This window comes from Streptomyces sp. NPDC001027 (genome assembly GCF_040299045.1).
Lineage (GTDB): Bacteria > Actinomycetota > Actinomycetes > Streptomycetales > Streptomycetaceae > Streptomyces.
This window is the reverse complement of the sequence record NZ_JBEPBI010000159.1, coordinates 1-18,051: the sequence shown is the minus strand read 5'-3', so window position 1 is coordinate 18,051 and position 18,051 is coordinate 1. Positions and strand designations below refer to the sequence as shown.

Sequence of the window (18,051 nt, the reverse complement as noted above, 5' to 3'; positions counted from 1 at the left end):
GGACTCTGTCTTCATGCGCCGACACCGCCGCGATCACCCGATCCAGAACCCAGTTCGACTGAACACGTCCACCGACCGGTATGCGGAAGCCTTCTGAGAGGTGTTTCCCGCGAAGGGCTCGGACCGGTCGAGCACCCGCTCAGGACAGGAAGTTGGTCTGTCCCTCGGGCGGTGTTTTGCGGTCCGGGTCGAAGGCGAAGGACGGAGGCTGGGTGACCGATTCGGGAACGTGGGGTGTTTCGCCGGGGCCGTAGTGGCGGCCGTCCACCGGCCAGTCGAAGCCCTCCAAGTCATCGGTGTCCTTGCCGAGGATGCGGCCGCTGCTCTCATACTCGGTGAGGACGGCGTCCAGCCCGTAGCGCTGGACAGGGCAGGTCTTCATACAGATCGAGCAGCCGGAACTCTGCACCATCAGCGGCAGGCACCGCTTGGTGTTCAACTTGGCCTTGGTGACCCCCCGGGACTCTTTGCGCCGGTTCGGGATCGCCCCGACCGGGCAGCGCCGGACACAGATCTGGCATCGGTCGCAGACGCCTTCGAGGCCGTAGTCCACCGGTTCGTCGGCGTCCAGGGGCGCGTTGGTGGTCAGGATGTTGATCCGGCATCGCGAACCGGCATAGGGGGTCAGGAGCTGACCGTTGAGACCCAGCTGTCCCAGACCCGCGGCGACCGCGTAGGGAATCACCATCGACTCGCTCAAGTAGGTCTCCGGGCGGGCTCGGTAGCCCTGGGAGCGGAGCCATTCGGCAAGGGCGACCAGCCGGTCCTCGAGTTCGCCGTAGGTGGACAGGGCTGCCTCCTCCGAACGGTGGCTGGGGATGCGCTGGGTGGCGTCGAAATTTTGCTCCTGGATGCAGATGACGACGCGGTCACCCACGGCATTGCCCACGTACTCGGCGAAGGTGTACTTGGGGTCGTGCACGGCAACTCCGCACCCGCTGATGCCCAGTGCAGCCGCTTCCCTCTTCATCTGGGCAGTGAGCTTCGCAGGTGCGGTCAAGACCGGCGGCCGGGTCGGCTCGATGTCCTGGCGCTCCTTGAGGTTTTCGGTCGGTGTCTCCACCCGCGCCAGGGTGGTCACATGGGGCGCCATGATCGTGGCCTTCGGCATCAACGTCCGCAGCGTGTCGGCGTGGAGCCGGAAGAAGTCGTGCAGCGGCGCCTGCTCGAAGGCCAGTTGCTGTGCCCGGGGATCGAGCTGGATGCCGGGAACGGTGCGCAGTTCCTCCGGAGGTGCCGGGACCGGCTCGGTCCAGGCCCGGGCGGGAGAGCGCAGCCGGCGCACAGCCCTCGTCGGCAGAAACGGCCTCCGGCTCAGCAAAACAGCCCAGCGGGGGTTCATGGCTACCGCGAACAACTGCGGTGCCAGGCGTTCCGCGATGCGGTGACCGAGCCGCTGCAGGCGCCGCTGACGCGGGCTGCGCCGGTAGGGCGAAGCCGAAGTGGACTTGTCCGCCATCTCGTCGCTCCTCATTCGTCGTACGTGTCACTCAACCATGCCACCAATGACACTCTCAAGTGTCACGTAAGGTCTCCGTATGACAGAACTGGCGGAGATGAAGCGGTCGGCGACGGTGGAACACATCGCCCAGGCTGGGCTGCGAGGGCTCACGGAGCACGGCCTGGACGTCACCGTCGACGAGATCGCCACGATCGCCGGTGTGAGCAGGCGTACAGTGTTCCGGCACTTCTCCACCCGTGACGAGTTGGTGGTTGCTGCGATCCGCACCACCACGCCCCGGTTCGACGAGAGCCTGCCGCTGCGTGACGGCGACGACTGGCGCGACTGGCTGTCCGAGCTGTACCTCGCCGTGCACCACGCCAACATCAAGTTCGGGCGCCTCGTCTGGGAGCTGCTGGCCCGGCCGAACTTGTCCGCCCCCCTCACGGCGGTCGCCGACGAGATCACCCGCTACCGGGCGGATCGCAACGAGGCCGTGGTACGGGATCTCTGGCGGGCACTCGGGCGCAAGGACGCGATCCCCCCCGCGCTTCGGGCGGGGGTGATCGCGCACTTCAGCCCGCATTTCACCATCGCGGTCCACCGGGACGCCGGCGGTGATGCCGCCATGGCGGCATCACTCGCCACCGCCTCCGTCCTGGCTCTGGTCGACAGCCTCGAGCCGGACGCGGCCCGGGCGGACTGATCGCCGCCCGGTGCGCCCGACGTCACCGCGAGTTGGTGTCGGCTTGCGCGACCTCCGCCATCGGACACAAAGCAAACAACGTTCCCCTGAGACGACCGCGGGCCGTCCGACAGCGGCTGGCCTGCGGACGATCGAGGGTGCCCGCCGACATCGGGGCCGCCGAATGAGCCGACGCCCCCGACCGGTCCTCCGCATCCATGGATCTGCAGCTGACGAACACCACCGCCGTGGTGACCGGCGCGAGCCGCGGCATCGGGCTGACCACCGTCCAGGTGCTCACCGCTGAAGGCGTTCGCGTGGTGGCCGCCGCCCGCACCCATCACCCCGGAGCTGAAGGAGACCGGCGCTCTGGCCGTACCCGGTGGACCTGCTGGCCTCCCGACGCTCCCGCCCAGCTGATCGATCGCGCCACCGCCGAGCTCGGCGACCTCGACCTGCTCGTCAACAACGTCGCTGGCGGCAGCAGCGGAGAGAGCCAGACGGGCGGCTTCCTCTCCCTCACCGACCGCAGTGACAGCAGTCCTTCGACCTGAACTTCCTGGCCGCCGTGCGGACCAGCCGGGCGGCGCTGGTCAGCGTCTCCTCCAACAGCGCCCGAATGCCGCATGCCGGGCCCGTCACCTACACCACCGCGAAGGCCGCGCCGACCGCCTTCGGCAAGGCACCGGCGGAGGAGTTCGGACCGCAGGGCGTGCGCATCAACACCATCTCGCCGGGCGCGGTGCGTACCGCGCTGTGGGAGAGCCCGGAGAGCTACGGCGCGGAGCTGGCCTGCTCCATGGGGGTCACCCAGGAGCAGTTGCTGGCTCAGATCCCGGCCGCAACGGGCATGACCACCGGCCGCCTGCTGGAACCGTCCGAGGTCGCCACGGCCGTCGCCTACCTCGCCTCACCGCTGGCGGCCAGCATGTCCGGCACAGACCTGCTGGTTGACGGTGGATCCGTCAAAACCGTCTGACACGACGTCTGGAACGCAGCCCGGCCCTCGACTTCCCAGCTCAAGCTGCCTTTCAGACGGGCTGCAACCCACCTGAAGAGCCAGCAGGATCGCCACCAGCCCGTCCCGAAATGGCGGAGGGCGGAGGGCGGACAGAGAGGGATCCCGCAAGCCCGCCTCCCACCCGTCAAGCCCGCCGTTCCGAGGTGTTGATGAATAGGCCTGGCCAGCAGAGTTTCGAGCGGTGTGCCGCCAGTGCGACGGGTGGGGATCGGCTGATCAGCGGAGTGCCGTGCGGGCCGGGGAGCACAGCTCAGCCTGATCGTCCATCACCTCCGCCGGGACGCTGCAGTAGGTGTGCACCACCGCCTCGCGGCCTGCGGCGTGGTAGGTGAACGGCGTGGACCCGGAAGTCTCGTAGGAAGAGCAGGCCGCGCTGTCGACGCGGAGATAGAGGGTGTCCATCATCATCGCGAACTGGCTGCCGTGGCTGCGCAGTACCAGCCGCCGAAGTAGCGGTGCATGGTGACCTCGCCGAGCGGCGCCAGTTGATCGGCGACATACTCGGCGAGGCTGCGGGAGCCACTCACGAGGGGAGGAAGAACCCGGTGATGTCGGCGAGTCGGCCGTCGCGGTGGAGCGCGGTGCTCACGCCCACCATGACGGGTTCGTCCTGCTCGCCGAGCTGGGTCCACCGTGCGAGCGAGCAGTCGTGGTGGTCGAGTACCTCGTCTATGCGGAACCGGTGCCCGGGGAAGGCCTGCGAATCCGGTCATGTAGGCGGCCAGCTCGGTCAGCCCGCTGACCTCCGTTCCTGGGTCCCGTTAGGCGATGTCCTCGACCGCCACCGCGCGAAGGTCCGCGAGCCGCTCGTCGGGGTCGGCCGACCAGCAGGCGGCATAGTTCGCCCAGAGCTGCTGTGAATCACTCATCGCTGTCCGTCTTTCTCGGGGCCGATCGACGCCAGCGCGCCGTCGGTGATGGTGTGCAGTTTCGTGCGGGGCGTGCCGGCCCTGACCAGCACCATGAGCCCCTGATAGAGCGCCAGCAGCCGGGCTGCCGACAACTCGACTTCCAGATCCGCCGACAGCAGGCCCAAGGCGCGGGCGCGCGTCGGCGCGTCGGCGCGTCGGCGCGTCGGCGAAGCCGGACTCGATCACGTCCAGCCCTCGGCGCACTCCGGCGGCGGCCTGCGGAACGGTGAAGGACTCCACGGCGGTGTTGGTGAGCAGACAGCCCGGATCGGGATCGAGGTCGGTATCGTACGCCGAGGTGAAGAACGACCGAATGCCCGCCACGGGGTCCGTCGGTTCCAGGAGATGGACCTGGACCCGGCCCTGCACCACCTGGTCGTTATAAGCGTCCAGGGCAGCGCGGAACAGGCCGTCCTTGCTTTCGAAGACCCGGTACAGGCTGCCCGGGTGCAGCCCGGTCGCCTCCTCGATATCCCGCAGCGAGGCCCCCGAGGTAGCCTCAGCGGCGGAACAGTCGCATGGAGGAGGCCAGCACTTCCGCCTGGTCCCAGAGCTGCTTGCGGCCCACCGACGCCTCCACAGTTGAACGATCGCTCACAAAAACAGCACGCCCGCGTGGACGGCCTCTCCCGTCCACGCAGCCCCGCACCGACGGATCCACGGGGATCGCAGCAACATCCCCGACAAATCGGACTGAGCACGCGACCCGTATCCGGCTGAGCGCGTGGACCGGTACACCGGCAGTCCCCTCACTCGATGACGCCACCGCGATCCGGCTCCTGGGCAGCCGGGCGGCATGACCGTCCCACGCGCCGTGCCGCTGGCCCCGGCCGGTCGCCGACACGCCCGTCGAGATCCCGGATTCCAAGGTCGGCCAGCTCGACTTCCTGCCCGCCGATCTGGGACCCGCCAGGAAACGCCCCTACCTCAGCCCCGCCTGGCACCACGCCTACAAGCCCGTCCGAACGCCGCGCCAAGGGCCACCGCATCGACATCGCCGACCCCAATATGCGCCTCGCGCACGGCCGCGTCGCCCAGACCATCCTCCTCGCCCTGATGATCCTCACGATCAACCTCGACATCCTGCGCAGCTGGACACAGACCAGCACACCCGCCGCCAAAAACGAGAGCACCGAGGAGAACCTCAGGAACGACGGACAACGGCCACCCATCCCGTCGGCCTCCGGGATTCCACCGCCTGCCGGCATCCGCACCACGCAGGCAACCTGACACCACAGCACCACGACACGGGCTTCGGCCTGCCCCGCGGCGCCCTCACCCCGTCTCCCGCACCGAATCACCACCGATATCCCGGCGACGCCCCCACCAATGACCACCGGTGACGCCCCGCACATTCGAACACCACCCGCAAACAACGAAGATCCCGCCCGATCTTCCGATCGGACGGGATCTCGTCAACTACCCCTGAGCTAACTCAAGAACAGTCGCGTTCCGGACGGACAGTGACTCAGGTGATGGCGTAGACCTTGTGGTTGGCGAAGGCGTCCATGGCGGTGGGTCCGAGTTCCCGGCCGAAGCCCGATGCCTTGGTGCCGCCGAAGGGGACCTCGACGGGGCCGCCGAGCCAGGCGTTGATGGCCACCGAGCCAGTGTCGATGCGTTCGGCGACTGCGATCGCGTCGTCGACGGCGCCGAACACCGACCCGCCGAGCCCGTAGACGGAGTCGTTGGCAAGGGCGACCGCGGCGTCGGCGTCGGGCACCCGGTAGATCACACCGAGTGGGCCGAACGCCTCCTCGTGGTAGACGCGCATCTCGGTGGTGACATCGGTGATCACCGCAGGCTTGAAGTACGCGCCGGGGCCCTCCACGCGGCCCCCGGGCACCAGCACGGTGGCCCCCTTGGCGACCGCGTCGTCGTAGAGGCTCTGCAGGTCGTCGGCGCCCTTCTCGGTCGCCATCGGGCCGACCGTCGTCTCCGGGTCGAAGGGGTCGCCGACCTTCTGGCCGGCGAAGCCGGCGGTGAAGCCCGCGATGAACTCGTCCGCGACGGCTTCGGTGACGATTATGCGCTTGGGTGAGGTGCAGGCCTGACCACCGATGACGAGACGGCATGCGACCGCGGTGCCGACGGCCGCCTGGAGGTTGGCCGAGTCGAGCACGATGAACGCGTCCGACCCGCCGAGTTCGAGCACCGCGGGTTTGACCGCGCGACCGGCTTGCGCTCCGACGATCTCACCGGCCTTGTCGGAGCCGGTCAGCGTGACACCCCGGACGCGGGAGTCCGCGATGAATGTGGAGATCTGGTCAAACGACAGCAGCGCCGTCCGGTACACGTCCTCAGGGAAGCCGGCGTCCGCGAACAGTTCGTCGAAGAGGAAGGTCGTGGCAGGGGTGACACTGGAGGGCTTGAGAATTACCGTGTTGCCGAGCATGAGATTCGGCACTGCGGCACGCATCGCCTGCATCAGTGGCGCGTTCCACGGTTCGATCCCCAGGACGACCCCGGTCGGCTCAGGCCGTACATAAGCCCGGCCGAAGTTCGGTACGTCCAGTTCCTTGCCTGCGAGAAGTTCCTTGGCGTTCTCCGCGTAGTACCGGAACACCGACGGTACGGCCGAAGCCTCGCCGAGTCCGTGCGACAAGGGGCGCCCCATCTCCAGGGACGACTCGCGCGCGAACGCCTCAGCGCGTTCCTCTGCGAGTTGACCCGCCTTGAGGAACAGCTCCACGCGCCGCTCCAGCGGGGTCCGCTTCCAGGAATGGAACGCTCGGTCGGCACGGGCCAGCAGGTCAAGGGCCTCTTCGTCCGTGAGCGCAGGATGCTCCTTGAGGGTTTCACCGGTAGCAGGGTTGACCGTGCGAATGATCTGGCGAGATTGCGTGGCTGCCAAGGTCAGAACTCCTTTACCCAAGCCTCGTCCGCTTCGACGAGGCAATTTTTCTATCGAGTGTAGTATTGCTTTGGCGTCAAAGCCAGAGGGCGGACGAACCTGCAGGTCCACGCATCACCTCCGATGCGACGGCAACCGATGCACGCCCCGGGCGCCACACACGGGCGCACCGAACCGCCACCTCGCGCCACCAGGGCCGGCCGCCCCGAACGCCCCTTGCCCGCGCACGCAGCGACTCGGGGTTCGCAACTGCACCGCACCACCACCTCGACCCCACTGCACCTCGGGGCGCCGGACGGCACGCCCCCCGGCCGCCTTGCCCGTCGAGCCGACCCGGAGAGCGGAAGCGCACGCACCCCTTCCCTTTTATTCGTCTGAGTGTAATATCCGGCCATAGTTTGGGAGGTTTGTGGGCCTTCTCATACCAGGCTCTGCGACGAAGGAGGGCACACCCATGTCCGAGCACGAATTCGACTACGTAATCGTGGGTTCGGGAGCAGCTGGCAGCGTCATGGCCGAGCGGCTGACCGCCGACGGCCGGAACAGCGTGCTTGTGTTGGAGGCTGGAGGACGCAACATCCGCCTGGTCACGCAAGTGCCGAAGTCGTTCTTCTTCACGGCGTACACGCCCGGCGTCTCCAAGCACTTCACCAAATCGTTCCCGACCGAGGAACTGCACCCCGGCTTCCGCGAGCACTGGACACGCGGCCGGATGACCGGCGGTTCCACCGAGATCAACGGGATGGTCTGGAACCGAGGATGGAAGGAGGACTACGACGCGATCGAGGCGGCAGGCAATCCGGGCTGGAACTGGGAGGTGTTCCTTGACGCGTTCAAGCGACTTGAGGACCATGAGCTGGGCGCAAACGAGCTGCGCGGTAGCGGTGGGCCGATCCACATCTCGCGGGCCCGTCCCGACGATCCGACGGTCGGGCTGTTCTTCCAGGCTGCGGGCTCGCTGGGTATCCCGACCGTGGACGACCCCAACGGCAGTGATGACGAGCGCGTGGCCTACACCGCCTCGAACATCCGCCACGGGTTTCGGGTCGGCGCCGACCGCGCCTTTCTGCGTCCCGCTCGGCGCCGCTCGAACCTCACCATCATCACTCATGCCGATGTGGACAAGGTGATTCTTGAGGGGCGCCGGGCGGTGGGCGTGAGTGCCCGCACCAAGAACGGCACAGTCGAGTTCCGGGCACGCCGCGAGGTGCTATTGGCCGCAGGCGCTCTGGACAGCCCGCTCGTCCTGGAACGCTCCGGCATCGGTGACCCCAAAATACTCACCCGTGCCGGCGTTCCGGTGCAGGTGGAGAGTCCGAAGGTGGGCCAGAACCTGAGCGAGCACCGGGGCATGAACGTCGTCTACGACATCGCGGACACACCGAGCTTCAACGGCCAGGTCAACACCCGGTTCAAGCAGTTCCTCACTGGCGCCAAGTACCTGTTCACACGCCGGGGGATCATCTCGTTCGGGGGCTACAACGCGCTCGGCTACTTCAAGAGCACACCTGACCAGCCCCGGCCGGACATCTTCGCAATGTTCGTGGCGATGAGCCTGCACCCCCAGAAGACGTTCTTCCCGAACGACGACCCCGGCCTGATGCTGCTGATGATGCCCATGCGTCCGAGCAGCCGGGGCTCCATCCACATCACCTCCCCCGACCCGGCCTCGCCCCCTGAGCTGATCACCGGGTTCCTGAGCACCGAGAAGGACCGCGCGACACTCGCCAACGGCGTTCGCCGGGCCAGGCAAGTCCTGGCTGCGGCCCCGCTCGGCAAGTACCTCGTCCGGGAGACTTTTCCCGGTGAGCGCGTGCAGGATGATGAGACGCTGATCGACCTCACACGCCAGTACGGAGCGACCGGATACCACTCACTCGGCACCTGTGCGATGGGGCCGGGCGATGACGACGTCGTCGACGCCGACCTCCGCGTGCGCGGCGTCGAAGGCCTGCGCGTCATCGACGCATCAGTGTTCCCGCACCTGACGTCCGCCAACAACAACGCGGCAACCATGGCAGCAGCACTCATCATCGCCGATCGCATCCTTGCCGGGAAGTAGACAGACCGGTTGTCGCACACCCCCGGCGGCGCGGGCCATGCGCCGGGGCGGCCCATGGGGCACGGGCCCGCGCAGCCTCGTCCGGCTCTGCGCGGGCCCTCCTCATGTCCGGCCGAGCAATAGTCCGGCGTGCGACCAGCATCCCGGTGGCGTGAGGTTCTGCGGCCAGGTGGGCGGCGCAACGACGCTGCCGGGGACAACGTCGACGCATCCGGGCGAACCCGATGAATCCTCTTGGCCCAACCTCTTGCGAGATGAGGAGGTCGGTGATTTATTACACCCTATGGAATATCAGGTAGTCATTCGTGGTGGCACGATCGTCGACGGCCTGGGCGGAGACCCATACGTCGGCGACGTCGCCGTATCCAATGGACTGATCGCAGCGGTGGGCGAGGTCAAGGGCGCGGGAGCGCGGGAGATCGACGCCACCGGCCTGCTGGTGACCCCCGGCTTCATCGACCTGCACACGCACTACGACGGGCAGGCGATCTGGTCGGATCGCTTGAACCCGTCATCCGGGCACGGTGTGACAACCGCCGTCATGGGCAACTGCGGAGTGGGCTTCGCGCCCTGCCGCCCGGAGGACCACGACGTGCTCGTGGACGTGATGGCCGGCGTCGAGGACATCCCCGACGTCGTCATGGTCGAGGGACTGCCCTGGGACTGGGAGACATTCCCGCAGTACCTCGACGCGGTGGACTCCCGGCCTCGGGACATCGACGTCGCACCGCTGCTGCCGCACTCCCCGCTACGGGTGTATGTGATGGGGCAGCGGGGCGCCGACCGGGAAGCGGCCACGCCCGAGGACCTGGCCAGGATGCGGGAGCTGGCCCGTGAGGCCGTCGAGGCCGGGGCGCTGGGCTTCGCCTCGTCGCACACGGGATTCCACCGAACCGAGAGCGGGGCCCAGATCCCCAGCTACCAGGCCGGGCGTGAGGAACTCCAGGCGATCGGCGCAGGGGTCGCCGACGCCGGCGGCGGGCTGATGCAGATCTCCGCGCCGGACGCCCTCGAGGGCGACTTCGAGGCGGCGATGCGTCCGGTGTTCGAGGCCGCCGGCGCCACCGGGCTGAACGTGACCTACACCCTGCCCATCGACAACGGCGGCCGCACCAACTGGGCCGGGGTGCTCTCGCTGGGCGAGGAGTACCAGGCGAAGGGGGTGTCCATCACCGCCCAGTTGTTCCCGCGGCCGATCGGGATGATCCTCGGGCTGGAGCTGTCGGCGAATCCGTTCGTGACCTATCCGAGTTACCGGACGATCGCGGACCTTCCGCTGGAGGAGCGGGTCGCCGAGATGCGCAAGCCCGACGTCCGCGCCCGTATCCTGGCCGAAGGTCCCACCGACGGGCATCCACTGCTGTACCTGCTGAACTGGCAATGGATGTTCGCCTTCGACGAGGAAACGCCGAACTACGAGCCGGATCCCTCACGGAGCATCCTGGCTCTCGCGAAGGCCCGCGGGGTCAGCCCTGAGGAGGAGGCCTACGACCGCCTGCTCGCACAGGACGGGCACGCCATGCTGTTCTCGGCGCTGGGAAACTTCCTGGACAACTCCCTCGACACTGTCGGCGAGTTGCTGCGCCGGGACGATGTGGTACTGGGTCTGGGAGACGGCGGTGCGCACTACGGCATGATCTGCGACGCCAGCTTCACGACGTTCGTGCTGACGCACTGGACCCGCGACCGGGCCACGGGCCGGTACACGATACCGACCGCTGTCCGTGAGCTGACCTCGGCGCCCGCGAGCGTCGCCGGCCTGGAGGATCGGGGCCGGATCGCGGTGGGCTACAAGGCGGACCTGAACGTCATCGACTACGACGGACTGCGGCTCCACATGCCGGAGGTCGTCCACGACCTGCCCGCCGGCGGGATGCGGCTGGACCAGCGCGCCGACGGTTACGTCGCCACCCTCGTCTCCGGCGAGGTGATCGCCGAACACAGCAAGCCGACCAGCGCGCGTCCCGGCAAGCTGGTCCGTGGCCGCCGGAACGCTCCCGCAGCGGCTGAGTGATCACAGGAGCGGTGTGCTGTGCTGATCTGCTGCCATCCCCCTTGAGCAGCGACGCGGGGCACACCGCTCCTGTGATCACACGATCGTCGCACTCCCCCGTACCGTCCGACGCGCCGAAGCCCTTCGGTCAACGAGCCGCCGGCCTCGCGTGATCGACCCCAGGCTCCGACATCCCGGTGCACTACGAATGCACCGGCCATGGCATCGGCCGCTGATCTCACGCCATGTCGGCCTCGGCAGGCCCGGCGCACGTGCCCGTGCACGTGCACGTTGCCGGAAGTGTCGCGTGGGACCATCGTTGGACGCAGGGCCCGGCGTCGACTCGTGAGGGCGTCATCCCGGGCACGCCTGCCGGCGCAACGACACCGCCGATCCGCCTGTCGCCCGGTCCGCTTGGCCTGCCCTTGGGCACCGAGTTCGAACTCAGCAGCCGCCCCGATCCCCTGCCTCAAGTTCTTGCCACCGACCGGCCAGCGCCCCGGGGCCACTGATCGAGTCCGGCGGCCCATGGCCCCACACGAGGCGTGAGCAGCCGGACCGGCGGTTTGTTCCGATATGGAGGAATTCATGAACAACGCGAAGACGCTTCGCACACTCCTGGAGGGCGACACGGCCGTCCTGGCGGCCGGCGTCCACGACGCCTTCTCGGCCAAGCTGGCCGAATCGACCGGCTTCAAGGCCTTGTTCATGAGCGGTTACGCGGTGAGCGCGGTCGTGAACGGAAAGCCGGACTGGAGCTTCAGCAGCATGGCCGACTTCCTCGGCGTCGCGCGCAACATAGTGAATGCCGTGGACATCCCCCTGGTCTGCGATGTCGACCAGGGCTTCGGCCCGGTCACCAATCTGATCCACACCGTTCAGTCATTTCAGCGCGCCGGGGTGGCCGGGGTCGTCGTCGAGGATCAGGTCTTCCCCAAACAGTCCTGCTACGAGGACGGGCGCGAGCTCTACCCTGTCCGGACGGCCGCGGCCAGGATCCGGGCCGCCTCCGAGACGAAGGAGGACCCGGACTTCATCCTGGTTGCACGCTCCGAGGCCAGCCGCATGGAGGGGCCGGGTGCCACCATGCGCCGCTTCGAGGCATATCTGGCGGCTGGCGCCGATTACGTGATCCCCGTCGACTGCGAGCCCGAAGACCTCGTGCGCTACTGCAAGGAACTGCCCGGCAAGGTGTTCGCCTTCGGCGGCGGCGCCGAGAGCCTGGATCTGGACAAGGCCGGGGCCAAGGCAATCCTGCACAGCGCCGACACCCTCCTCGCAGCCCATCAGGCGATGGAGACGCTGTACCGAGAGCTTCTCGACAAGCGAAGGCTCTCCCGCGAGTTCTACATCGCCCACCCCGGAAAGCACCCGAACGAACTCGACGCCGTCCTCGACCAGCCCTACTGGGAGACGGTTCGCAACCGGTACGAAGAGGGGCGGTGACCCCAGCGCCCCTGCAGCGCTGCGACCGGCGTGCGGCCGGCGGCCGTGCGGAACAGGTACGTACACGACGGACTGCCGCCACCACCCCACCAGGGGTGGTGGCGGCACTGGCCTCTCGAATTGAAACGTTCAATACCCCTATGACCCTCGATTGATACGGACGCCAGAGCACTCGTCAGGGATTTCTACAGAAGAGATTGCCTGAATCCGACTGTCCCACTAGTCTCCACGCCAATAATTGAAACGTATTAATCAGTCGTGGAGTGCTGAGCGAGGGAGTACGGCTATGTCGGAGCTGCCGCAGGACGCCCTGAGTCGCCGACACATGGTGGGGATCATCGGCGCGGGAGGGGCCGGGGCGGTGCTTCCTGCGGGCCTGGCGACGTCAGCCTCCGCAGCTCCGGTTGGCGGAGGTGCGACTCCTCCCGTATCGGTGGCCGGCTTGCAGGTCAATTCGGTCACCTCCCCGCTGGGTACTGAGTCGGCCCCGGTCTTCAGCTGGGTGCCGTATGTGGAGCGGCAGACGGCGTACGAAATCCAGGTGGGTACGGCCCCTGGCCGATGGAATCTGTGGAACAGCGGCAAGGTGCGCGGCTCCGACAGCGCCGCCGTCCCCTACGAGGGCCGGGAACTCGCCTCTCGTCAGGAGTGTTTCTGGCGGGTGCGGTCCTGGGACGCCGAGGGCAGGGCCTCGCGCTGGAGTGACACCGCGCGCTGGGAGACCGGGCTTCTGGCCGGGGAGTCGGAGTGGGGCCGGGCACGGTGGATCGGTGGCCGCCAGCCGCAGGACCACTGCTGGGAGGACGTCACCAAGACGGTTGTCTTCCGCGGCGGCACCGCACCGGCCACCGGACTGACCCTGCTGCTGCGTGCCGAGCCGATCGGCAAGACCTGGGGCGAGGCGCTGAGTTGGACCCTGCGCAAGACGGAATCCGGCACCGGCATGGAGCTGGTGATGGCGACCGTCCATTATGCGGGGAACACCTGGGTCGATGACGGTACGTCCGAGCCCGACTGGGGCCACAACCACTACGACCCTCAGAGCGAGACGAACCCCACGGCCACCGGAACACGGACCGTGACCGTCGCCACCGTCGCCGTGTCGGTGGACACCGGCCTCACAGTGGACAGTTGGGGCTCCCGCGACCACACCGTCGTCATCCAGGCCAAGGGCCTCTCGGTGACCACCACGGTAAACGGCGTCCACGTCGACTCCCGGACTCTCAAGGAGGACCAGATCCGGCGGCGCGGATCGATCGGTTTCGGAGCGGGCAGCTCAGCGGTCGTACGCAAGGTGAAGGTCACCGGGACAGGAGCCGCGGACTTCAGCTGCGACCTCGCTGGCGGCGCCAACCCCTTCGAGAGCGGCATCAGCACAGCCGGCGGTCTGACGTTCGTCGCCAAGAACGCGATGCTGCCCATCGCGAACCCGGCTCCGCTGCTGCGCAAAACAGCCGACCTCGCCCACGGCGACATCGCCACAGCGCGCCTCTACCTCAGCGCGGCCGGCAACGTCACGTTCACCATCAACGGCGAGCCCCTCACCACCGACGGCAGGAAGCCCGCGAAGGACCAATCGAACATCCCGCGTCTGCTGACCGATCACAGCACCTACGACCGCACCGTCTTCTACGACACCTTCGACGTCACCCGCCTGGTCCATGCGGGCAGGGAGAACGCGCTGGCCGCCGAACTGGGCCGCGGCTGGTACGGGGTGACCACCCCGCAAGAGTGGTACTGGCACCTCGCCCCCTATGTGGGCGCGCCGCGGATGCGGGCCATGCTGGTCGTGACCTACCGAGACGGGCGGACCACCACCGTGTCCACCGACGCCTCGTGGCAGACCGCGGACGGTCCCACACTCTTCGACTCCGTCTACTCGGGGGAGAAGTACGACGCCCGCCGCGCCGCCGAACTCGGCGACTGGCGCGCCGCCAGCCACCGTGCCCGGTCACGGTGGCAGCCCGCAACCGTACTGACGGCACCCGGCAGTTGCCAGAGCACCGCGCCCAAGTACCACGGCACACTGCCTGCCACCACGGTCCCGGAGGGATTCACCCCGGCCCGTGTCCGGGCCCACGAGGCGGAACCCGTCGTGGTCAACCAGACCCTGCACGCCCGCACACTGCGGCGCGCCGCTCCGGACGCCGACGTATGGATCGTCGACTTCGGGCAGATCCTCACCGGCTTCCCCCTCCTGTCCCTCTCCGGAGTGCCCCGGGCGTCGGCGGGTCTGACCCTGCGGATGAGCGGCGCGAACAAGGTCTCCGGCAAGGGAACGGCGGACGTCCCCCTCACCCTCGTCGAGGAGAACGTCTTCCACGACGCCAACCTGCAGACCAACTACTACACACTCGACTCCTCGGCCCGGCAGACTTGGGAACCCCAGTTCCATCACTGGGGCTTCCGCTACATGGAGGTCCGCCATCTCGAAGCGGTCCTCGGCCGCCCGGTGCAGTCCGAGCGCGACCTGAGCCTGTTCAGCGTGCACGTCGCCCGGTCGGGTTTCGCCCGCACCGGCGTCTTCACGACCGACAACGCGCTGATCAACCGCATCCAGCACAACCTGGAATGGGCTGAGCAGAACAACCTGGTCCAGAAGCCCACCGACACGCCCTCGCGCGAGAAGAACGGCTGGACCGGCGACACCATGGCCAGCTCCGAGTCGCAGCTCCTCACCTGGGACGTCAACGCCGCCTTCACCAAGTACCTGCGGGGTTTCCCTGACGGGCAGATCTCCACCGGCCAGCTCCCCATGATCCTGCCCGCCGCGAAGGGCGGATACGGCTACGACCACACCCCGGGCTGGTCGAAAACCTGGAAGGCGGTGCCCGCCTGGGATTCCGCCTACTTCGTCATCCCCCGCGAACTGCACAGGTACTACGGCAACAGCACCCTGTACGCCGAGCTGTACGACCACCAGGACGCCCTGCTCATCACCTATGAGTCCCTGTTCACCGAGGCCAACGGCTACCGCTTCACCGCCTCGCTGGGCGCCTACTCCGGAGCCGAGGCTCCCGGCGACAACGCAGTGATCAGCCTGGCCTTCTACATCCACTTCTGCGACTACATGGACGAAGTGGGTGAACTCCTGGGCAAAACCTCCAGGGCCCGCCACTACCGCACGCTGGCCGGCACCCTGCGCAGGGCCTTCATCGCCAACTACTGGGACACCGGCAAGAACTGCTTCACCAAGGGCAGCCTCTCCAGCGAGAACACCCTGGCCATCGCCTTCGACCTCGTCCCCGGCTCGGACCTTCCCACCAACGACCCCCGGCACCTCTCGGGCACCCGCACCCTGGCCCAGAACAAGAAGGCTCTCGCCAGACTCCTCGCGGACCGCCTCGTCGCCGCCGACCACCACATCCAGAACGACATGTACGGCTCACGCTATGAGTTCAACATCCTCGACGAATACGGCTACACCGACATCGCCCTGAAAGCCGTCACGCAGCCCGGCTATCCCGGATACGTGAACCAGATCGCACAAGGAGCCACCTCCTTGTGGGAGAACTGGGAAGTCGTCGTCGAGGGCGCTCGGCTGGAAGGCAGCGTCAACCACCACTACCGCAGCAGCGTGGCCACCTGGTTCTATCAGGGGCTGGCCGGCATCCAGCCGACCTCCACCGCCTACGAGACCCTGCGCATCCGGCCGTACATCCCCACCATCGCGGTCAACAGCAAGGTGCCGGCCTCCACCACCGACACCAGCCTCGAACCGGCCCCTCTCAACCACGTGGCCGCGACCCTGGACACGGTCCGCGGAACGGTCGCCTCCCACTGGACACGCCGCGACGACGGACGCATCCACCTCAAGGTCACCGTCCCGTACAACACCCTCGCCGAGATCTGGGTACCCACCCAGGGCAACAGCGTCACAGCACCGAAGAGCGCGGCATTCGTCCGCGAGGACACCAGCGGCGGCAAGCCTTACCGGATCTACCGGGCCACCGCAGGCACCCACCACTTCAACACCCCCCGCCCCTGGTAGACCCGCCGAGTTGCGTCGCTTGGTGCGGTGTCAGCCAGGGGACCACAGTTTGTCGCCATGGCGGCGTTTCGCTGTCCGGGAGCCCACGTGTCAGATTCCGATTCCCGCCTCGATCCCCGGGGTTCTCGCTGAACGAATTCGTCGGGAGGGTGTCATGAGTCGGCAAGACGTCAAGGATGAGGTCGTTCTTCTGCCGTCTGCCATGGGATCCGGGCAAGCGTTTCCTGCTGGTCTGCGTGCGCACTCCACAGCACGCTGCAAGCGAGAACCGCGGAGTTCGAGGACTGAGCGGTTCGCCACCACGTGCGCACGGGGATGAAGCTCACCTCGTACCGACCGAGGTGACCGGTGTGAGCGGCCACGCCGTCCTCGAGGCCCTGTCGCCGGGGGACGTTCCCCGGAGCGTCTTGCGGACCTGGCCGCAGGAAAGGCTCGTGTCAAGATCTCGATCCTGGCGGAGGCTCTGGACAGCGAGTCCGCCGACCACCACGCGTTCATCCTCCGACCCGATTTTGGGGGTCGGCCGGATGCCGCGGAGGTCATTCTCGCCGGGACCGGCGGCGACATGCGCCACCCCATCGCCCAGCACCCGGCCTCGTAGATCGGTGTATGCCCGGGCCGAACGAGTCCGCGGGCGTGAAAAGTCGGGGAGGACCCGGCCGGGCAGCACAATCTCGAGCGCATCCTGGGCATCGCGGCCATGGCCGCGATCAGGAACAAGCGGACCGGACCTGTCTCTCCACGTACGTCCGGCGCCGAAGGAAGCCAACAGCCTTGGACTCATGATCCGCTTCGAACCCGTTCCTACCACTTGACCAGCGCAGTTGCCGGGTCTTCGTGTCAGGTCCACGTTCACGTGTTAGCCGACAGGTGGTACAGCCGTCTGTCGCGTGGCGGGGTCCTTGCCTCCTGCAGTTCGGTCCCAGCCCCTCCGGCTGCCAGGAGCGCGCCCGGACCGGGACCGCCGCGCCCGAAAGTCCGCTGCGCGGTGGCGCGATGAACCGGCGGCACATCGCGGCGTCCGCCCGGCGTTCTCAGTCCTCGCGCTTCGCGGGGCGGTATGTCCCGACCAGGAGCAGACCCGTACTGGCCACGCCCACGCCCAGCGCGATCCACAGGCCAGCCCAGCCGTAGAGGTCGTGGCGGAGTCCGAGCGCCTGGTCGAGCGACCACTCGCCGGCTCCGAGCGTGCCGAGCGTCAGCCCGGTGACCGCGAGCACGGCGACGTACTCCCAGCCTTCCTTGAGGATGAAAAAGCCATTCCTGCGATGCCAGATCACGAAGGCGACGAGCATGACCGAGACTACCGCGGCGGCCGCGAGCGGCGTGAACAGACCGGCAACGAGCAGGACTCCGGCGCCGATCTCGGTGAGTACGCTGGCCCAGGCCTGCAACGCACCGTGTCTGAGTCCAAGGTTCTCGAACCAGCTGGCGGTGCCCTTGACCCCGCCGCCACCACGCCAGTGGTGATATCCGTGAGCTATGAACGTGCCTCCGACGGTGACGCGCAGTATGAGCAGAACGGCGTTGACGGCGGTGATGTCGTTGCTCACGGCGGTTCCTTCCCGATGCGCGGGCGCGCCCCGCGCTTGTTCTGATGGTCCGAGTCGCTACGTGCCGTTCCCGCCACCCGAGGGCACTTCTGTG

Annotated in this window: 14 protein-coding genes; 8 read left to right on the top strand and 6 right to left on the bottom strand. The window is 67.7% G+C overall.

Translation table 11 applies throughout. The features are described 5' to 3' along the window. Positions 1–139: 139 nt before the first annotated feature. Positions 140–1,459 carry a 4Fe-4S dicluster domain-containing protein gene (locus tag ABT300_RS30770; protein ID WP_351682490.1) on the bottom strand — a complete coding sequence of 440 codons (1,320 nt, stop codon included), beginning with the start codon at positions 1,457–1,459 and terminating at the stop codon, positions 140–142. A 79-nt stretch (positions 1,460–1,538) separates the two neighbouring features. On the opposite strand from ABT300_RS30770, the gene ABT300_RS30765 reads away from it, so the two are divergent. The 3 genes from ABT300_RS30765 to ABT300_RS30755 all read left to right on the top strand — a co-directional run bounded on the left by ABT300_RS30765 (position 1,539) and on the right by ABT300_RS30755 (position 3,105). Beyond that, complete coding sequence (locus ABT300_RS30765) at positions 1,539–2,147, top strand: TetR/AcrR family transcriptional regulator (RefSeq protein ID WP_351682489.1); 609 nt, start codon at positions 1,539–1,541, stop codon at positions 2,145–2,147. Positions 2,148–2,344: 197 nt separating this feature from the next. Then, positions 2,345–2,680: an SDR family NAD(P)-dependent oxidoreductase gene (locus tag ABT300_RS30760; RefSeq protein WP_351682486.1), complete on the top strand. Its 336-nt coding sequence runs from the start codon at positions 2,345–2,347 to the stop codon at positions 2,678–2,680. A gap of 14 nt (positions 2,681–2,694) precedes the next feature. Next, positions 2,695–3,105 (top strand): SDR family oxidoreductase, encoded by a 411-nt coding sequence (locus ABT300_RS30755; RefSeq protein ID WP_351682483.1) that lies wholly within the window; start codon positions 2,695–2,697, stop codon positions 3,103–3,105. A 258-nt stretch (positions 3,106–3,363) separates the two neighbouring features. Here ABT300_RS30755 and ABT300_RS30750 read toward each other — a convergent pair whose 3' ends face one another. The 3 genes from ABT300_RS30750 to ABT300_RS30740 all read right to left on the bottom strand — a co-directional run bounded on the left by ABT300_RS30750 (position 3,364) and on the right by ABT300_RS30740 (position 4,183). Then, positions 3,364–3,555: a TfoX/Sxy family protein gene (locus ABT300_RS30750; protein WP_351682481.1), complete on the bottom strand. Its 192-nt coding sequence runs from the start codon at positions 3,553–3,555 to the stop codon at positions 3,364–3,366. Next, the gene (locus ABT300_RS30745; protein ID WP_351682479.1) at positions 3,552–3,674 is read right to left on the bottom strand and encodes a hypothetical protein; all 123 of its coding nucleotides are present in this window, start codon (positions 3,672–3,674) and stop codon (positions 3,552–3,554) included. Before ABT300_RS30745 ends, ABT300_RS30750 begins: the two co-directional genes overlap by 4 nt. Positions 3,675–4,012: 338 nt before the next feature. Continuing rightward, positions 4,013–4,183, bottom strand: a complete 171-nt coding sequence (locus tag ABT300_RS30740; protein ID WP_351682476.1) for a hypothetical protein — start codon at positions 4,181–4,183, stop codon at positions 4,013–4,015. 883 nt (positions 4,184–5,066) lie between these two features. Here ABT300_RS30740 and ABT300_RS30735 point away from each other — a divergent pair. Continuing rightward, positions 5,067–5,288: a hypothetical protein gene (locus ABT300_RS30735; protein WP_351682473.1), complete on the top strand. Its 222-nt coding sequence runs from the start codon at positions 5,067–5,069 to the stop codon at positions 5,286–5,288. 238 nt (positions 5,289–5,526) lie between these two features. On the opposite strand, the gene ABT300_RS30730 is transcribed toward ABT300_RS30735, so the two are convergent. Continuing rightward, complete coding sequence (locus ABT300_RS30730; protein ID WP_351682470.1) at positions 5,527–6,912, bottom strand: aldehyde dehydrogenase family protein; 1,386 nt, start codon at positions 6,910–6,912, stop codon at positions 5,527–5,529. Between the two features lie 454 nt (positions 6,913–7,366). Here ABT300_RS30730 and ABT300_RS30725 point away from each other — a divergent pair, with 454 nt between their 5' ends. From ABT300_RS30725 to ABT300_RS30710, 4 genes are all read left to right on the top strand, one after another. Continuing rightward, the gene (locus tag ABT300_RS30725) at positions 7,367–8,974 is read left to right on the top strand and encodes a GMC family oxidoreductase (RefSeq protein ID WP_351682468.1); all 1,608 of its coding nucleotides are present in this window, start codon (positions 7,367–7,369) and stop codon (positions 8,972–8,974) included. Positions 8,975–9,257: 283 nt separating this feature from the next. Next, positions 9,258–10,988: an N-acyl-D-amino-acid deacylase family protein gene (locus ABT300_RS30720; RefSeq protein ID WP_351682465.1), complete on the top strand. Its 1,731-nt coding sequence runs from the start codon at positions 9,258–9,260 to the stop codon at positions 10,986–10,988. 567 nt (positions 10,989–11,555) lie between these two features. Then, entirely contained in the window at positions 11,556–12,413 is an 858-nt protein-coding gene (locus tag ABT300_RS30715; protein WP_351682462.1) for an isocitrate lyase/PEP mutase family protein, read from the top strand. 433 nt (positions 12,414–12,846) lie between these two features. Further along, on the top strand, positions 12,847–16,404 hold the full coding sequence (locus ABT300_RS30710) for a family 78 glycoside hydrolase catalytic domain (protein WP_351682460.1): 3,558 nt from the start codon (positions 12,847–12,849) through the stop codon (positions 16,402–16,404). A gap of 1,034 nt (positions 16,405–17,438) precedes the next feature. Here the strand turns inward: ABT300_RS30710 and ABT300_RS30705 are convergent. Continuing rightward, positions 17,439–17,957, bottom strand: coding sequence for a DoxX family protein (locus ABT300_RS30705; protein WP_351682458.1), 519 nt, complete (start codon positions 17,955–17,957; stop codon positions 17,439–17,441). Positions 17,958–18,051: the final 94 nt, after the last annotated feature.